The organism is Capnocytophaga sp. oral taxon 326 str. F0382, assembly GCF_000318295.1.
Classification (GTDB): domain Bacteria; phylum Bacteroidota; class Bacteroidia; order Flavobacteriales; family Flavobacteriaceae; genus Capnocytophaga; species Capnocytophaga periodontitidis.
In genome coordinates, this window is record NZ_KB291419.1 from 1 (window position 1) to 16464 (window position 16464).

General features: G+C 38.1%; 16 protein-coding genes and 1 rRNA gene. 4 read left to right on the forward strand and 13 right to left on the reverse strand.

Going from position 1 to position 16464, the window contains the following annotated elements; genetic code table 11:
• The 4 genes from HMPREF9073_RS16305 to HMPREF9073_RS16315 form a co-directional block, all read left to right on the forward strand.
• Window positions 1–272, forward strand: a 272-nt coding sequence (locus HMPREF9073_RS16305) for a hypothetical protein (RefSeq protein WP_009413420.1), incomplete at its 5' end; no start/stop codon positions are given.
• Window positions 273–378: 106 nt separating this feature from the next.
• Window positions 379–999, forward strand: a complete 621-nt coding sequence (locus HMPREF9073_RS09020; RefSeq protein WP_009413421.1) for a hypothetical protein — start codon at window positions 379–381, stop codon at window positions 997–999.
• A gap of 102 nt (window positions 1000–1101) precedes the next feature.
• The gene (locus tag HMPREF9073_RS16310; protein ID WP_009413422.1) at window positions 1102–1734 is read left to right on the forward strand and encodes a hypothetical protein; all 633 of its coding nucleotides are present in this window, start codon (window positions 1102–1104) and stop codon (window positions 1732–1734) included.
• Window positions 1725–2453 (forward strand): VWA domain-containing protein, encoded by a 729-nt coding sequence (locus HMPREF9073_RS16315; protein ID WP_009413423.1) that lies wholly within the window; start codon window positions 1725–1727, stop codon window positions 2451–2453. The genes HMPREF9073_RS16310 and HMPREF9073_RS16315 overlap by 10 nt, the downstream gene beginning before the upstream one ends.
• A gap of 91 nt (window positions 2454–2544) precedes the next feature.
• On the opposite strand, the gene HMPREF9073_RS09030 is transcribed toward HMPREF9073_RS16315, so the two are convergent.
• From HMPREF9073_RS09030 to rrf, 13 genes are all read right to left on the reverse strand, one after another.
• Window positions 2545–3177, reverse strand: coding sequence for a DUF417 family protein (locus HMPREF9073_RS09030; protein WP_009413424.1), 633 nt, complete (start codon window positions 3175–3177; stop codon window positions 2545–2547).
• Window positions 3178–3262: 85 nt separating this feature from the next.
• The gene (locus tag HMPREF9073_RS09035) at window positions 3263–4087 is read right to left on the reverse strand and encodes an AraC family transcriptional regulator (protein WP_009413425.1); all 825 of its coding nucleotides are present in this window, start codon (window positions 4085–4087) and stop codon (window positions 3263–3265) included.
• A gap of 22 nt (window positions 4088–4109) precedes the next feature.
• Window positions 4110–5300: a phosphoglycerate kinase gene (gene pgk / locus HMPREF9073_RS09040; RefSeq protein ID WP_009413426.1), complete on the reverse strand. Its 1191-nt coding sequence runs from the start codon at window positions 5298–5300 to the stop codon at window positions 4110–4112.
• Window positions 5301–5372: 72 nt separating this feature from the next.
• Window positions 5373–6395: a site-specific DNA-methyltransferase gene (locus tag HMPREF9073_RS09045; protein ID WP_009413427.1), complete on the reverse strand. Its 1023-nt coding sequence runs from the start codon at window positions 6393–6395 to the stop codon at window positions 5373–5375.
• Window positions 6385–7365, reverse strand: coding sequence for a DpnII family type II restriction endonuclease (locus tag HMPREF9073_RS15710; RefSeq protein WP_009413428.1), 981 nt, complete (start codon window positions 7363–7365; stop codon window positions 6385–6387). The genes HMPREF9073_RS09045 and HMPREF9073_RS15710 overlap by 11 nt, the downstream gene beginning before the upstream one ends.
• Window position 7366: 1 nt before the next feature.
• Complete coding sequence (locus HMPREF9073_RS09055) at window positions 7367–8605, reverse strand: DNA methyltransferase (protein ID WP_009413429.1); 1239 nt, start codon at window positions 8603–8605, stop codon at window positions 7367–7369.
• Between the two features lie 17 nt (window positions 8606–8622).
• Window positions 8623–9117, reverse strand: a complete 495-nt coding sequence (locus HMPREF9073_RS09060) for a cytochrome c (protein ID WP_009413430.1) — start codon at window positions 9115–9117, stop codon at window positions 8623–8625.
• Window positions 9118–9211: 94 nt separating this feature from the next.
• A complete protein-coding gene (gene hemB, locus HMPREF9073_RS09065) occupies window positions 9212–10198 on the reverse strand; it encodes a porphobilinogen synthase (RefSeq protein WP_009413431.1) in 987 nt (328 codons plus the stop codon).
• A 10-nt stretch (window positions 10199–10208) separates the two neighbouring features.
• On the reverse strand, window positions 10209–10712 hold the full coding sequence (locus HMPREF9073_RS09070) for a YqiA/YcfP family alpha/beta fold hydrolase (RefSeq protein ID WP_009413432.1): 504 nt from the start codon (window positions 10710–10712) through the stop codon (window positions 10209–10211).
• A 77-nt stretch (window positions 10713–10789) separates the two neighbouring features.
• On the reverse strand, window positions 10790–11218 hold the full coding sequence (locus HMPREF9073_RS09075) for a septal ring lytic transglycosylase RlpA family protein (RefSeq protein WP_009413433.1): 429 nt from the start codon (window positions 11216–11218) through the stop codon (window positions 10790–10792).
• Between the two features lie 85 nt (window positions 11219–11303).
• Window positions 11304–12698, reverse strand: coding sequence for a PorP/SprF family type IX secretion system membrane protein (locus HMPREF9073_RS09080; RefSeq protein WP_009413434.1), 1395 nt, complete (start codon window positions 12696–12698; stop codon window positions 11304–11306).
• Between the two features lie 9 nt (window positions 12699–12707).
• A complete protein-coding gene (locus tag HMPREF9073_RS09085; protein WP_009413435.1) occupies window positions 12708–15971 on the reverse strand; it encodes a gliding motility-associated C-terminal domain-containing protein in 3264 nt (1087 codons plus the stop codon).
• Window positions 15972–16225: 254 nt separating this feature from the next.
• Window positions 16226–16336: ribosomal RNA gene (rrf, locus tag HMPREF9073_RS09090) — 5S ribosomal RNA — on the reverse strand.
• Window positions 16337–16464 lie beyond the last annotated feature (128 nt).

Sequence of the window (16464 nt, forward strand, 5' to 3'; positions counted from 1 at the left end):
ATACTTTTATAAAAACAGATTTTTTAAAACATCCCTTTTCCTATAGGATTCGAATAGACTTTGAAAATGAAAAAGAAAGGCATCTTAGCGATTTCAAACAAGAAAGTCTATATATAAAAGATAGTATTCTAAACAAGAATGAAAATCTAAAAAGAATAGTTTTTTATGTAGCATTTACCAAGCAAATAGATAGCAGAAGCAGTGCTGTTACTTTTAATAGTTTTACATATCTATATGATAAACAAAAAGATAGTTTGATTTTCTCACCATAAGAATTTAGTTTTTTATGCATTTATAAATAATATCATAAAATAGACTCAGCAAAGAATAAAACAATAATCAGCTGTTATAGATACTATTAATAAAAAAAGAAGAAAAATGAGAGGGCTACAGCTTACTAAAACAAATAAGATATTTTTTATACTTATTTGTATTATGACACTCAGTTGTAATACAAATAGTAACTATACAAATAATGTAAAAGCAATAGCATTAGAAAGTAGTCGTCAGACAATAAATGAAAATAATGAACAGAAGATAGAAGATGAAGAGTTAGTTCTTTTTTTAGATAATTTGAAAAAAGCGCTACTTGAGAAACAAATAGATGAAATTGCCAACAATATGATAAATTATCCACTTGAAGATGAAGGTCCTCTTTATGAGATGATATATGGCGATAAAGTTTATGAAGAAGGTTTTACGACAAAAGACAAACCTATTGGAAAAGAAGATTTTATAAAAATATTCCATAAATTATTCACTGAGAGCTATATCTCTTTTTTTCAAAAGTTAGATACAAAGAATATTATTGAAAATAGGATTTTTAGTTGGTGGAATAAGGAAAAAACTACAAATATTGATTTTTCCTTTTTATCAGAAAATTCTTTCCAAATAGATATTAGTTTTTTAGAAAGTGATGTTATAGGAGGGTATACTATTAAGTATATTTTTAAGAAGATAAATGGTAAAATTCTTTTGTATTTAGTTCGAAGTGTGTAATCAATAAAAAAACAAAACTTTTCGGACACTCTCTTAATTATTAAACATTTGGCATTATTTTCGTATGTTTTCTTTTAGAAAACACAAAAACTATATTCCAAAATGAAAAACCTATCTTATTTTTTGTTATTGTGCCTTGTCCTACTCGTATGCGCTTGTGGCGACCGAAAAGCTTACAAATCCGCTGATCGCGGAAGTAGCACTGGCGATTATGGAGGTATCACCGAATACCGAGATGAAAGCTCTACCGGCGATTACCGAGAAGAAAGTAGTGGCGAATTAGCCGAGATTGCTGTAGTTGGCTACGGCGAAAAGAGCGCTAAGAGAAAAGTCTCTAAAACAACAGGCGATGTTAGCAGAAGTGACGAAAGTATGATAACAGCGAAACGCGCTGAACCGAAACACCGTAAACGTCACCCCGAAAGCGACCCTCAACCGCAGTCTGGTTTGGTAACCGCCGGCGAGTGGAACGATCTCAACAGCTGGGATTTCTACCAAAAAACACTTGATAAAAAAGACTTCAATAGCTTCCCCGAATACTGGCAAATGTACACTAATCACCGCATTGCTGTGCTTCTAACCGCTAATAGTAAACCTGTTGTAAACGCCAGTGTTGCCCTCTTCGCAACAATACCCTGCTATGGACAGCCAAAACCGATAACACTGGAAAGGCTGAACTATGGGCGAGTGCTTTCCAAAAAGAAAAAAATCTTAACACCGAGCATTTGCGCCTAAAAGTCAATAACGAATGGATAAGCACTGAAAATCCAATTAGCGAAACGACCCTCAACCGTATTGCCCTTAAAAACAACACAGAAAAAACTTCAAACGAAGTGCAAATCGCCTTTATGGTGGATGCTACGGGCTCAATGGGCGACGAGCTGGAGTTCCTCAAAATGGACTTGAAGAACGTAATTAGTAAGGTTGAAGAAGGTAATAAAAACCTAAAAATCAGTACTGGCACCGTATTTTACCGCGACGAAGGTGACGACTATGTAGTCAAACACTCCGATTTTACTAAGGATATCAATAAAACCATTCAATTTATCAACGGACAAAAAGCTGATGGTGGCGGCGACTTCCCCGAAGCCGTACATACCGCCCTCAATGAGCTCAACAAACTACAATGGAATGCCTCAGCACGCACCCGCATCGCTTTTTTAGTACTCGATGCCCCTCCTCATCACGAAGATAAAGTAATCAAAAGCGTACAAGCCTCTGTAAAAACCGCTGCCGAGAAAGGTATCAAGCTCATCCCCATCGTGGCTAGCGGTATCGATAAACCCACCGAGTTCTTAATGCGCTTTATGGCAATGTATACCAATGGCACCTATGTATTTATTACCGACGATAGCGGTATCGGTAATAGCCATTTAGAGCCCAGCGTAGGCGAATACCAAGTCGAAAAACTCAGCAACCTGATGATTCGTCTTATCAAAAAATATACAGAATAATGCCGTATAAGTTTTAACAAAGTATAGCAATACCAAAAAAAGAGGCAACTGAGAAGATTTACAGTTGCCTCTTTTTCTTACTTTTTATTTCTTATTTCTTAGCTGCTAAAATTCGTCTTGCAGCTTCGGAAGCGGCGATCAAACCGCCTGCCGACATTATAATATCTTTCAATACTAAGCGTCCAGCTCCCGATAAGTAAGGGAAACCATAAGCTGGAGTAGGCATATCACCACCTAAATTAGGTACATACACCTCGGGGGTAGTGATGAGGAAAGAAAGTGTAACAATGCTCATACCAAAAGTGAGTAAACCTCCTATCACCCCTATTTTAGGTGACCAAATACCTAAAAGAGTAAGTAAACCTATCAAGCAAATGAAAGCCCCTAAACCATAAGAGAAAGTATAAGTATTGTTCTCTTTATGCCATTCGATATTGGCTTTCACCATCTTACCTTCGGGGTTTTTGTGCAATTTGTATTGTGCTACTTCTTTGCCTTTGTTAGCTTCACCTGTAACACCGTTCTCATCGATTGCGGTTTTACCTGAATTAGCATAGAAAAAACTCATAAACGGACTGTTAGTCACGAAAGGTACAATGCCATCGGCTTCATACTGACATACTTTCAAGCCTCCTATCCACGCCATTACGATGAAGATAGCAACCCTGATAAAATTCACGAAACAACGTTCGCTTCCTGCTAAAAATGATAATAACTTTTGCATAGTAATTTGTATTAAATTTCAGGGTGCAAAATTACGTCTTTTTTAGCAAATACAAATGGATAAAAAAGGTGATTGCATAGACATTTTAGTGTGTTTCGTTGGCAACTATTGAAATACCTACGCTTTCGCGGAAGTGTTTAGGCGAAAGTCCCACGTTTTTTTTGAAGAATCTACTGAAATAGAACTCATCTTCAAAATTCAAATCAAAGGCTATTTCTTTGATAGACTTATGCGTGAGGTGCAGTTGTTTTTTAGCTTCTAACACCAATCGGTCTTGGAGGAGTTTAGAAGGTGTTTTCCCGATGAGTTTTTTGAGTTTTTTGCTAAAAGCATCGGGGGTGAGGGAAAGCGCCTCGGCATAGAAAGAGAGGTTGCGCTCACTAAGGAAGTGTTTTTCTAAAAGTTCTTGGAAGTCGGTTGCTAAAGTATGGTCGGTTTGTGGAGGAGTATCAGTGAGTAATAGGCTTTTTTCCTTGCTGGAAAGCGCTAAAATAAGCTGAAGATAAGAGCGCAATACCGCTTCTGAAAAAGGATTATTTTCGGTAAGTTCAGCAGTTATATTTCTAAATAGATTTTTTACTTCTACGAAAGTAGCTTCTCCCACAGCAATGTGAGGTTGTAAAAACAGTGCATTAAAGAGGAAACCATTGCAAGCGACTTCTTTTTTGTGGTATTCTATACAATAGAAATCGCCGTGAAATTGCAAGAGTTCGGCGGTTGTAATGCTTGCTTCTTGCCACTGAAAGTGCTGAAAAGGAGAGAGAAAAAGCAAGGTGTAACCCTTATAAGTATACGGAGTAGCATCTACTGTAAAAGAACCTGTACCTTCAAACATAAATATACAATAATTCTCCACACTTGTGGGTGTGGAGAATTGTTGCAAATTGATATGTTCAACAAATAAGGTCATTTTTCACCTAATTGTTTATCGTCTATTCATTGATAGCAGCGATACCAGGGAGTACCAATCCTTCGAGGCTTTCGAGCATAGCGCCACCACCGGTAGAAACATAGCTCACTTTGTTTTCAAAGCCAAATTGTTTAACAGCAGCTACCGAGTCGCCACCTCCTACGAGTGAGAAAGCACCTTTTTTAGTAGCTTCGGCAACATAATCACCTACAGCGATAGTACCTTTGGCGAAGTTAGGCATTTCAAACACCCCTATAGGGCCATTCCACAAGATAGTTTTAGAAGCGAGCAATACCGATTTGATATTTTCGAGTGTTTTAGGGCCTGCATCGAGACCTTCCCAACCATCGGGAACAGCATTTACGGGTACTATTTGGGTTTTAGCGTTGTTGTCGAAAGCGTCGGCAGCTACCACATCGATAGGCAAGTGAACTTCTACGCCTTTAGCTTTAGCTTTAGCAAGGATATCAAGAGCGAGGTCGAGTTTATCGTCTTCACAAATAGAGTTTCCTACTTTACCGCCTTGTGCTTTGATAAAAGTATATGCCATACCTCCACCGATGATAAGGTGGTTTACTTTTCCTAAAATATTTTCGATGATAGTGATTTTAGAGGAAACTTTAGAACCGCCGAGGATAGCTGTTACAGGTTTTTCACCTGATCTCATCACTTTGTCGATACTTTCAATTTCTTTAGCGAGGAGGTAACCAAAGCATTTGTTGTTAGGGAAGAATTTAGCTACAATAGTAGTAGAAGCGTGGGCGCGGTGAGCGGTACCAAAAGCGTCGTTCACGTAGATATCGCCGAGTTTAGCCAATTGTTTAGAGAAGTTTTCGTCGCCTTTTTCTTCTTCGTTGTGGAATCGCAAGTTTTCAAGGAGCACTACACTACCCGCAGGAGCTGCAGCTACAGCTTTTTCGGCTACTTCGCCTACGCAATCGTTTACAAAGATTACTTTTTTGCCTAATACTTTTTCTACTTCACTAACGATATGGCGGAGAGAATACTTATCGTTGCGTTCACCTTTTGGGCGACCTAAGTGACTCATCAAAACAGCGGTACCACCGTCCTTAAGGATTTTCTCGATAGTAGGTTTAGCTGCCTCAATACGAGTGTTATCGGTTACTTTAAAATTTTCGTCTAATGGTACATTGAAGTCCACACGAATCAAGGCTTTCTTGCCTGCAAAGTTAAAATTGTCTATGGTTTTCATATATTGTATATATAAATAATATTTTCAAGCTACAAAGGTACGGATTAATTAGCGAATTTGCAAATTTATAAATTAGTTTGAGACAGCATTTAGTTTAGCCTCCAACTCTTTAGAGTGTCCTATTTCCTTGAAAAAAGTTTTAGTTTCTACTATTTTTTCAAGAGGATATACTTTTTCTTGAGGTATAACAATATTGCGTTTTAATGTTGTTTTTTGGAAGTCAACACTTCGAGCAGGTTCAGGAATATTAAAATAAGGTTCTAAACTAACCCAATCTCTATTTCTGATAGTTACCACATCGTTTAGATAAAAACTTACCCAACTATCTCCTATTTTAAAATCAGATTTTGTAAAAGCTATTTTTTTTTGAGATATTTCAGCATAGTTTTCATCTAACTCAAATCCTATATATTGCCTTCCTAGTCGTTTAGCTGCGATAGCAGTAGTACCTGTACCTGAGAAGGGGTCTAAAACAATATCATTTTCATCTGTAGTTAACAAAATAAGTCTATCTAGTAGATGCAAAGGTAATTGACAAGGATGTGGGTCTCTTTTAGAATTGTGCTTTACCCGATGTATATCAGTCCAAACATCGGACACTAAAGGACCAAAAGGATGTAATCCATCCTTTTTTCCCCCATAATCTTTCCATAAAAAACCTTGTTTACGGTCTCGTTTATGAGGATAACGTAATTCATATATTTTAGCACCTTTAGCTTCTTTAGTATAAAAAAGTATACCATAATGAGCAGGTTGTAATGATTTCCCCATAGGGGCAGTAGGAGCATCCCAAGCTATCCAATGTTTAAAATGAGCAAATTTATTCAAGTAAGTAGCATAAAAAGTAAGCCATTTAGGGATGTTATGCAAAAATATAGATCCTGTAGGTTTGGTAACACGAACCATTTCAGCAATCCATTGTTCACACCAATCTAAATATTCTTGAAAAGCAAGATTATCTTTATAGCTTGTATATTTTTTCTGTAAATTAAAAGGGGGGTCGGCAAAAGTCATATCCACTGAATTATCAGGGATATTTTTAAATAACTCTAAACAATCTCCTTGGAGTATTCTATTTAAGTAATTATTTATCATTTTTAAAAGTCTCAATTAAAAGTTTTTCAAAGCGTCTTAATTCATCAGTATGAAAAGTAAACACATCTTCATAAGCCGTTACCATTCTTTTCAAATCACCTTTACGCACATACCAACCTATGCCATCAACAAAACCTACAAATTTTGCATTAGGATAATGTGATTTTATAAGGACATCAATAGATATTTCAGTTTTTGATTTGTCCCCTTGGCCTGATGAAGTAGTAGCTAAAAAAGAACTTTCTACAATTACTAAAGGATGTTGTTTGTTAGGAATAATAAAATCCATTGTACGTTTGTTATTAGGAGCATTACTAATCAATTCAGTTAGATCGCCTGTTTGGTATGTAAGTCCTAATCTATCTAATAATTCAGCTATTACAGTTTCGGGATTATTACCTTTCATACCTGAATAGCTTCCTTTTTCTTTATAACGCACTAAAGAATCTATAAGCTCAGGAATTTCAAATTTCAGTTTTGATATACTGAGTTTTTTCAGTTCAAAAAGAGGGATTGTATTTGTGAGAAAAGGTATTGAAGCTCCTTCAAAGAAAATATTCACCAAACCTTTGCGAAAAAACTCATCGTTTTGTATTCTTTTTTGAATAGTGTTATCTGACCATTCTTGTATGTTATTAGGATTTTTTTCATTATACCATTTATCTTTGAATACAATTTTATTGAGTTCAGCATCATCTACAATACGAATAATGGTGGTAAGGCGTTTAAGATATTCGTTTGAAAATCCTGTGAGAGCTAACAAAGCTTTCAATCCATTTTCTTTTTCGGCTAAAAGCCATTCAAAAATTTCTTTCTTAAGACCTTCTGTTTCTACTTTATTTTTAACAATCAAAAGGGTTTCTTTTACTGAATTGATATACCCTTCATAACCCTCTTCGAACTTTGTATTAAAAAAATAGAAAGTATTTTTATCAATAACTGTTAGAAATTTATCATCTACACTCCTCATATTATTTCTTTTTAAATATTAGTATATACTCCTCTTTCATTGTATTTCTCATTCCTTTGATAGGCTTTAGAATGTTTTTTATCAAAGAGAGTTTATATTTTTTAGCTGATTCAATAATAGTCTGTTCTAAACGTATTCCTCCTGTTTGATTAGTGTTTGAGCCTATTATCATTACAAAATATTTATCTTTTTTTAAGACTCTTGATATTTCAGCGCAAACTCTATCCATATCTATGAAATAATTATTTAAGCGTTCTGTTTTATTTTTACCTTTTAAACCTATTAATCTTGTTTTTAGTTCCTTTGTATTGTATCCTAAAAACTCCAATTGATCTTTATCATTTTCAATATAATCTATTGCGAATGAATAAGGAGGTGAAGTTATCACACAATCTACACTTTCATCAGGGATATTTATTTTCAAAGCTTCTGAATCTGATAGAATCTGTAACTCACCAAGTAATTCAGTACTAAAATGAGGATTTCTAAGAAGTGTTTTTACAGTTTCAGTGTAGCGTGGTAGTACTTTAGCAAAAAGTTGTTCGTGATTACTTCTAATTACGCGTTTTGAATATCCTAAGGCATCAAGCCAAGCTAAAAAAGCAAGATTGTAAATTTTTTGCTTCTCTAAATCTTTTACTTTAGCTATCCGTCTCAAAACATTTCCTTGTTTAAAAAAGTCAAAAAGCTTTTGATTATCAAGTGTAATATGTTCAAGTAATGATAAATCAATGGTCAGAGATTCATATTTTACCTTTATCATAAACTGACAAAAAGGGCTAATATCACAGGCTTTAGAATTGATACCTAAAAGTGCAGCTTCTATATTAGCTGTCCCACTTCCAGCCATTGGGTCTAAAAGTAAATCACCTCTCTTTACTTCTAAAATATTGAGCAATCCTTTTATTAACTGAGGATGGAATTTTCCTCTATAAGGAAACAATCCGTGAGTAGCATAACCTGTTGAAAATTGACCTTCTTCAAAATATGCTTGTACAGCTGTTGAGCGGTTTTTATTTACCTTATCATTATAATCTGAATACAAAAGAAAATGGTTAGTATATTGATTATCAATCGACTTTATAAAAGCTGAACGCTCTAAAAGTTCTTTTTTTGTTAAAAGGTTATATTCTAACCACATCATTTCCAATTCAAATAATTCATCTACATTAGGTAATAAAGTAATATTATCTCCTAAAACGACAGAGATAAAAGGTCTTATATCACAAACTGATTTCATTACCAAGCTACTAATATTTACTTTATTGTTCTCAAATACTCAAGTACTTCTCGGGCTTGTTGCTGGGTGAGATTTTGGTTGAGCATTAGGCTTTGGTACTCTTCTACTAATTTTTTAGCGATAGGGTCTTGTTTTTCCATTGCATCGGGGTAGAGAATCATATTCATCAGCCACTCAGGGGTACGGCGTTCCATTACGCCAATCATTGCGGGGCCTATTAAGCGTTTTTTAGGGCGGTGGCAGGCAACACAAAGATTGTTAAAAGTTTCTTCACCTTTGGCAGCCATTGCCGCATCGGGGGTATCGGCTAAAGGAGGGTTGAGGGTGATGGGTTTTACCCCTTTTTGGTTTTGCCAATCGGGGAAATCGGGTTCAGGAGTGGCTGTAGTGGTTGCCTGAGGCGCAGTAGTTTTGGGGGTGGTGGTATCGTTGCTATTATTATTGTTGTTAGTGCCGCCACCACAAGCGGTTAGGAGTGTTAAAGTTGTGAATATTAAAAAGTGTTTTTTCATAGAAAATCTTTTGTTTGGGCGTTTGCAATATAATAGACTTTGTCAAAGTCCAAGGACTTTGACAAAGTCTATTGACACGAAGACAATTTTATTTTTATAAGAGTTTTACGACTTCTTTGGCAAAATAGCTCGCGATAAGGTCGGCACCAGCGCGTTTGATACTCACGATTTGTTCCATCATCACGGCATCGTGGTCGAGCCACCCCTTGGCAGCAGCAGCTTTGAGCATTGCGTATTCACCTGATACTTGGTATACCGCTACGGGTACTTCGCTCATATTCTTCACCTCGCGCACGATATCTAAATAGCAAAGTCCTGGTTTTACCATTACAATATCAGCGCCTTCTTCTATATCCATACGGGTTTCGCGTAAGGCTTCGAGGCGGTTGTGATAGTCCATTTGATAAGTTTTCTTATCTTTAGGGATATCCTGCTGATCTACAGGAGCACTGTCGAGGGCATCGCGGAAAGGGCCGTAAAAAGCTGATGCGTATTTGGCGCTGTACGACATTATTCCTACGTGTTCAAAACTATTATCCTCAAGGGTTTCGCGCAATGCGACAATGCGGCCGTCCATCATATCGCTGGGGGCTATGAAATCGGCACCAGCCTCGGCGTGTGAGAGAGCCATACGACAAAGAGCATCAACCGTAGCATCGTTTACAATCTTGCCATTTTCTACAATGCCATCGTGCCCATAGATAGAATAAGGGTCGAGGGCTACATCGGTCATTACAAGCATATTAGGAGTTGCTTCTTTCACGGTTTTGATAGCGCGTTGCATCAAACCGTTAGGGTTGGCAGCTTCAGTGCCTTTGTTGTCTTTGAGGTTATCGGGGACTTTTACAAATAGTAAAACTGATTTGAGACCTAAGCTCCAAAGTTCTTTTACTTCTTTTGCCAAGAGGTCGAGGCTATAGCGATAATAACCTGGCATAGAGGCAATTTCTTCTTTTACACCTGTACCTTCGACTACAAAGAGGGGTACGAGAAAATCATCGGGGGTAACGATAGTTTCTTTTACTAAACTACGTATTGTATCGCTTACGCGCAAACGGCGGTTTCTTCTGAGTGGGAACATATTTAATCAATTAACAATTTACAATTAACAATTTACAATTAACAAAAAAGTGTTTTACTTCATTCTCGAAAATTTCTATGGGGTAAGAATGTTCCATAGTGTTGAGCAGATGGATGGTAACATTTGGCAGGCTACGCATATCGTCACGGAGTATGGCAAGCGATTCCCAAGGGGCAATCACGGTATCCTGCAAGCCTATAACTACCTGCATATAAGCGGTATAATTAGAGTTAGGCTGGGTGTTGAAAGGTAATTCGTGACGGTGAGTAAGCGCAGGGTTGAACAACAAGCAAGGTTTGCCTAATTTTTGAGCGAGGTAATAAACTACGAGTCCGCCCAAACTTGACCCGATGAGTACATCGGCAGAGGCGTATTGGGTTTGCAGTTCATCAAAGAGGTTAGGGGCGTTGCGATAGTTGATGGTAGGGGCGAAGATTTCACCATAAGGGGAAAGCACAGCACGCCTATCATCTTGTAAAAAGCTATCAAGCCCGTGTAAATAAAGTATTTTCATAATGGGGGCAAAGGTAGTATATAATTAGCAAATTAGCAAATTAGAGAATTAGCAAATTGGCAATTGGCTTATTGTTTTTATTTTAGGATTTCTATATCTACTTGAATCAATCCTTTGTTTTTGTTATCGGTGATTTCCATAAAGGCGCGTTTGGTGAGGTCGAGTTCGCGACCTTTGGTAAAGGGGCCTCTATCGGTAACGGTCACGACTACAGATTTGCCATTTGCGCGATTGGTAACCTTTAGTTGGGTGCCAAAAGGCAAAGAGGGGTGTGCTGTAGTGAGCTTACTATTACTAAATACGGCACCGCTGGCTGTTTTTTTGCCGTTGAATTTGTCGTGGTAATAGGTTGCAGTGACATCGGTTTTATAAACGCCTGTTTTCATATTGGTTGTTGCTTTAGGGGCAGTTTTTTTGGCGTGTGAACGTGTTGTGCGTTGGTGATCGATAGTAGCACAGGACTGTAAAGCTAAAAGTGCTATCAAGCAAAGAATTAATTTTTTCATCTTGTTTTCTTTTTAAAAAATAAAAGACTGTTCAAAAAAGAGTTATTTTGTAGTTACTATTTTGAACAGTCTTTATAAAAATACTTTATTGGTTACCTACTTTTAGTATCCACGCTTTGGAGTTTTTAAACTCTGGGCGGCGGAGTATGTTGATAAGGCGTTCGCCTGCTTCACCTCGTGTTTCGTAAGGTTTATCGGCATAGATGTAGGTTAAATTGTTATTAGGGTGCATAAAGGTAGCTACCTCTACTTCTAACTTTTGTCTGATTTCATTAGTCATTCTGTAAGCACCCCCTGGGCTATTGTACACGCTAAGGATTACATAGTATCCTGGTGGAATAGGGATATCATCTTCCACTACTTTAATACGTTCATCTAATTTTTCCATAAGAGTTTTAGGCTTAGGAGGAGGTGGCGTAGTAGGTGTTTTAGTAACTGTAACGGTAGGTGTTACCACCTTAGGTTCAGGTGGTTTTACTACTGGTGGAGTTTTTACAACTGGTGGTTGTTTTGGTTTTTTGATATGATGTTTACCACCAAATTGATAAGAGAGTAGCACATCGTAACTACCACCTTGTTCGGCTACATAGTTGGCTATACTCTGTTCGTAACCAAAGCCAATGCTAAAATGGTTGCTTACATTGAAGCCTATACCTCCAAAAACGCCGTATTTTTGGTCATAACCAGCATACGCCCAGCCCATATTTACATCGAGCATTAGATGACCGCCAAATTGGAAGTTATCTTTTGTTTTTTTGCCTTTAGTCATTACGCTGAAAAATCCATCTTCTAAAAAATCGCTTCTGCTTTGTAGCTCTTTGCGGTACATCACGTGAGCGGTGAGCGATTTTTCGTTGAAAGGCACAGCCATTTCACCTGCTGAGAAAGAATAGTCTAAGAGGTTTTCGGCGGTAAGCCCGACGTGCCAATAGCCAAAGTTCACATCTACCCCAGGTTGGAGATTGATGATACTGGTAGGTTTGGCATTTTCAACTAAGGGGTCTTGTACATTTGAACGCACTTTGCTTTTATCAATACTGCTGCGAGCGAAGACCACATTCAAGCCCAAGCGCAAATAGTTATCTCTTGAGATTTCAACTTGGTGTACATAGTTTCCTAAGATACCTACATTGGAGAAGAAGCTCACATTGCGCTGGAAGACCATTCCGTGAGCCATATTATTTCCGTCGTAATAATCTTTTTTTCGACCTGCATCACCGCCCCATTTTTTGCCATAAGAAAGACCAAAGGTATTGAATTTATCGTCCTTAAAGCCCATCCATTGGTTGCGATGGAAGAAGGTGATTTGGGATTCGTTTTTGCTAAAGATAGGAAATGCGGGGTTCATTAGATAAGTGTTGTACTTTACGGCTGTATGTCCAGGCATTTCATAGGGCAAATAATTACCATCGCCTTGAGCCCAACTGTAGTAGGCACCAAGCACAAACGCTATAATGAGTATATGTAATCTACTTTTCATTGTTCGTTTTTATTTTAGTATGGTAATTGTACCTTTCAAATCTACGCTTTTTGTTTGACCATTTTCGGTATATTCACCTTTTATAGTGTAGATATAGATAAGAGCACGTTTGCCAAGGTCTTTAAAAGCATTAGAATTAGCTGAAGGCCACTGATTTTTGTAATTAGTGCCGGAATATTCTTCTTTACCTTCGACTGTATAGATGGTTACTTTCACATTAGGGCTAGTATATTTAGCTGGGATTTCCCAAGTATCGTTGAAATGGTCGCCATTAGGGGTTACAATGTTCGGTACTTTATCTACTTTATAAATATCCAATTGGAAACTTATGGCATTTTCGCCTATAGCGGGGCAAGATATTTCTTTTAGAGTGTAGTTACCTGCCATATCTTCGGAAGTGATATCAAGTGATGTGCCATATTTTTCGGTACCATCATCTTTCACCCATACGAAGTTACCTCCAGCGATTTCTATTTCGTTGTTAGTATTTGTTTTTTTAAGTACTACAATATGTTCTCCTACTTGAGCACTTATTTTTATTTTAGGAGAATTGTTTTGTCCTATTTTAGAAATTGTACTATTGTTATCGCTTCCTTTAAAGCCGAGTTCAAAGAGGCCTAAGCGGTAGTTTTCTACTTTTATATGAGCGCGTTTAGGGCAACCGCCATTGTTAATTTCTAAATAGTACTCTCCTATAGCATCTACGCTTGCGGTAGGGGCTTCACTGCCCAGCGGTGTGTCGTTCGTATAATTAGCACTGGTTACTTTGTACCATTTGTAGGAAAAGCTATCGGCGAGGGTAGCATTGGGGTCGAAACTATCGGCGGCGACGGTTAGGGTAACCGAACCACCTTGACAAAGATAAACAGTTCCTTTGGCGCCATCGGCTGATGAAATCTCGAAATCGGGGATGGGTGTAAAGGCGATAGCGCGCTCAGCAGAGGTTTTGATGATGCTGGTGTTGTAAGTAACCTTTACAGCATATTTAGCTGATTCGGAATTACCAGCGCGCAATACTATCAATTGGTGACGTGTTTCGCCTAAGATATCGTTACCATCTTTCGACCATTGGAAATTGAAATAACGATAGTCGGCGCGTTTCACTTCCACTTCTTGTCCGCTACTACTCAGTTTTACTTTTATTTTTTGTACTTCGAGGGTAGTTTGAGAGCGGGTTTCGCAATCGGTAGAGGAGATAGCAAGTGTACCCACTTTCACTTCGGTGATATCGGCAATGGTTTCGAAATAGACAGGATCGAGGGTTTTTACAGTGCCGCAATTGCCGTTATCGGTGAGTTTTACGGTATAGATATCTACTGAAGTAGGAGCCGATGAGATGGTGAGTTGAGTACCTGTTTCGCCAGAAAGTACTGTACCATTTTTGCTCCATTCGATAGTAGGAGAAGTCATATTATGAGAGACTTGCAAGACATTTGTTTTGCCGTGATAGTAAATTTCACGTGTGTTGATATCATCTGCCCAACGGGCTGTGATAGTAGTTTTCTTTACCACTACGGAGTTAGAGGTAGCTGGGCATCCGCCAGAGCTTGCTCCTACAGTAGCATAGTATACGCCAGAGCCCTCGGCAGCATATTCGGTTTTGCCTACCCCTTCGGCGACCTTCACATTGTCCTTAAACCAAGTGTAGGTAGCTGAAGTAGAAGCACCCGTAGTAATGGTGAGGGTTGCGACGCCATCGCAGAATTCCAATGAATTGTTGCCACCGTTAATTTTTAGGGCATTGGCATCTTGTAGCCGGATGTCTAATTCGTTAGAATCGGGGATAGAGAAGCCTGTAGCAGTAACTTTCAGTTTGTATTTACCGTTTTCTAAGGCGCTATTCAAAGGCAGTTCGCTTTGGGTTTTTCCTGCTAAATCTTGATAAGTACCTGAGAGATTGGCTTGCCACTGGAAGGAGAAAGTGGTATAATCGGAAGGGTCGACAGTGAGTTCGGTACCCCCAGCAACGGCAGTAATTTTATCGATTGCCAAAGTAACGGCGTTGGTAGTACAAGGTTGAAAAGCGTTTTTGGTTTTGATTGCCACTTTAAAGCTATCGGGGGCTTTAAGAGTAATCTCGTTAGTAGTAATAGTAGCGGCACAGCCAGCGGTTTGCACTACTTGGGCTTTATAGGTGCCCGCAGTATTAGCAGTATAGGTAGCTGCTGTTTCACCTGTAATTTCTGCACCATCTTTGAACCATTTGTACTGAGGACTTTGGGCGGTGGTGCTCACAGTAAAAACACGGTTTTTACCTGGCATTAGCACAGTGCCTCCCGTGGTACTGATAGATGCAGTGATATTATCTTTTCGCTTGATCGTTACTCGGTTAGATTGTACATCACAACTACCGCCACTCCCTACTTGTACGTAGTAGTTACCAGCGAGGTTTTGCCCAACGGGAACAGTATAGGTATTCACTCCTTGGGTTTCAGTTAGTTTGGTATTATCACGATACCAAATAAACTTAGCGGAAGGATTGGCGGGAGTAGCTGTAAGGGTAAAGGATTCGCTTTCGCATATTTCGGAAGCTGAGGAAGTGAGTGTAACGGATTGGCTTCCAGACATTCTTACTTCAATAGAAGGAGAGTAAGCACTATGAGGACAATCTGTTTTATAATCTATAGCTGCATAGTACTCACCTGGTTCAGAGACTGTAAAGGTAGGGCCTGCATCTCTTTGGATAGGAATACGTTGGGAACCTACCCTTTTACCCCATACATAACGATAATTGGACACTGGTAGCCCATCATTAAGAGCTATCACTTTTAATTCTTGAGTATGACCAGGGCAAAGTGTTACATTTTGAGGAGCAACAGTTACTCGATTAACTCCCAACCAAATGGCTTTAAAACTTTCTGTCCCAACGGTAGCATCTTTGTTGAGTGCAATTATTTCTGCAGCAGGGCTGGTACTTCTTACTCTTATCTTAAAATTTGAACCAGAAGTATTAGCGGGAAAAGAAAAACTAGTTTGTGGAGCTTTAAAATCAAATTTAGAATTTTGACCTGTTATTGTTTTCAGAATAATAGGATTATCAAAACTTCCATTAGCATCTGACAACTCTATATAAAACACATTATTAGCACTAGGTAAAGGAGGATCCCAATAAAAATTCACACTCCAATTATTATAACCAGGGGCAATGCAAGCATTCCCAAATTGCCTTCTTGCATATTTAAACCTACCCTGTATTTGAGCATATAGCTCCTGTGCTCCAGAGAAGAGAAAGAGGATCAATACAAGGTATTTAAAAAAACTTTTTACTTTCATTTCATTTAAAAATTAAAAAAACATTGCTATAAGAAATGTGCTTACAAAGCACTATACACCGCGCAAAAGTACAAAAAAGAAAAATACTACACAAATATAAGCGTAAAATTTTTTTATGATTTTCACGGGCGATTGGTGGGAATGATGGGAGAATCTCAGAGCATCTCGGAGGGAATCGGAGGGGGTGTGCGAGGGTAGGGATAAGTAGGTATGAAATAAAAAAGAGCAACTCTATATCAGAATTGCTCTTTATAAGAAGGCGGCGACATACTCTCCCACAACAAGTGTAGTACCATCTGCGCTAAAAGGTTTAACTGCTCTGTTCGGAATGGTAAGAGGTGAGACCTTTGACTATAACCACCTTAAACTTTTTAGGTGTTAGGGATTAGAGGATAGGGGATAGTATTATACAATAATTCCTAATTCCTATTTATTCTTCCTAACAATTTCCTAATCATATTTTTAACATATAGGGATAAAAAACATATCTTTT

What these genes read in the sequence shown, in the direction of transcription:
- HMPREF9073_RS09020 (WP_009413421.1), top strand. Translation starts at nt 379, where the DNA reads ATGAGAGGGCTACAGCTTACTAAAACAAATAAGATATTTTTTATACTT.
- HMPREF9073_RS16310 (WP_009413422.1), top strand. Translation starts at nt 1,102, where the DNA reads ATGAAAAACCTATCTTATTTTTTGTTATTGTGCCTTGTCCTACTCGTA.
- HMPREF9073_RS09030 (WP_009413424.1), bottom strand. Translation starts at nt 3,177, where the DNA reads ATGCAAAAGTTATTATCATTTTTAGCAGGAAGCGAACGTTGTTTCGTG.
- HMPREF9073_RS09035 (WP_009413425.1), bottom strand. Translation starts at nt 4,087, where the DNA reads ATGACCTTATTTGTTGAACATATCAATTTGCAACAATTCTCCACACCC.
- pgk (WP_009413426.1), bottom strand. Translation starts at nt 5,300, where the DNA reads ATGAAAACCATAGACAATTTTAACTTTGCAGGCAAGAAAGCCTTGATT.
- HMPREF9073_RS09045 (WP_009413427.1), bottom strand. Translation starts at nt 6,395, where the DNA reads ATGATAAATAATTACTTAAATAGAATACTCCAAGGAGATTGTTTAGAG.
- HMPREF9073_RS15710 (WP_009413428.1), bottom strand. Translation starts at nt 7,365, where the DNA reads ATGAGGAGTGTAGATGATAAATTTCTAACAGTTATTGATAAAAATACT.
- HMPREF9073_RS09055 (WP_009413429.1), bottom strand. Translation starts at nt 8,605, where the DNA reads ATGAAATCAGTTTGTGATATAAGACCTTTTATCTCTGTCGTTTTAGGA.
- HMPREF9073_RS09060 (WP_009413430.1), bottom strand. Translation starts at nt 9,117, where the DNA reads ATGAAAAAACACTTTTTAATATTCACAACTTTAACACTCCTAACCGCT.
- hemB (WP_009413431.1), bottom strand. Translation starts at nt 10,198, where the DNA reads ATGTTCCCACTCAGAAGAAACCGCCGTTTGCGCGTAAGCGATACAATA.
- HMPREF9073_RS09070 (WP_009413432.1), bottom strand. Translation starts at nt 10,712, where the DNA reads ATGAAAATACTTTATTTACACGGGCTTGATAGCTTTTTACAAGATGAT.
- HMPREF9073_RS09075 (WP_009413433.1), bottom strand. Translation starts at nt 11,218, where the DNA reads ATGAAAAAATTAATTCTTTGCTTGATAGCACTTTTAGCTTTACAGTCC.
- HMPREF9073_RS09080 (WP_009413434.1), bottom strand. Translation starts at nt 12,698, where the DNA reads ATGAAAAGTAGATTACATATACTCATTATAGCGTTTGTGCTTGGTGCC.
- HMPREF9073_RS09085 (WP_009413435.1), bottom strand. Translation starts at nt 15,971, where the DNA reads ATGAAAGTAAAAAGTTTTTTTAAATACCTTGTATTGATCCTCTTTCTC.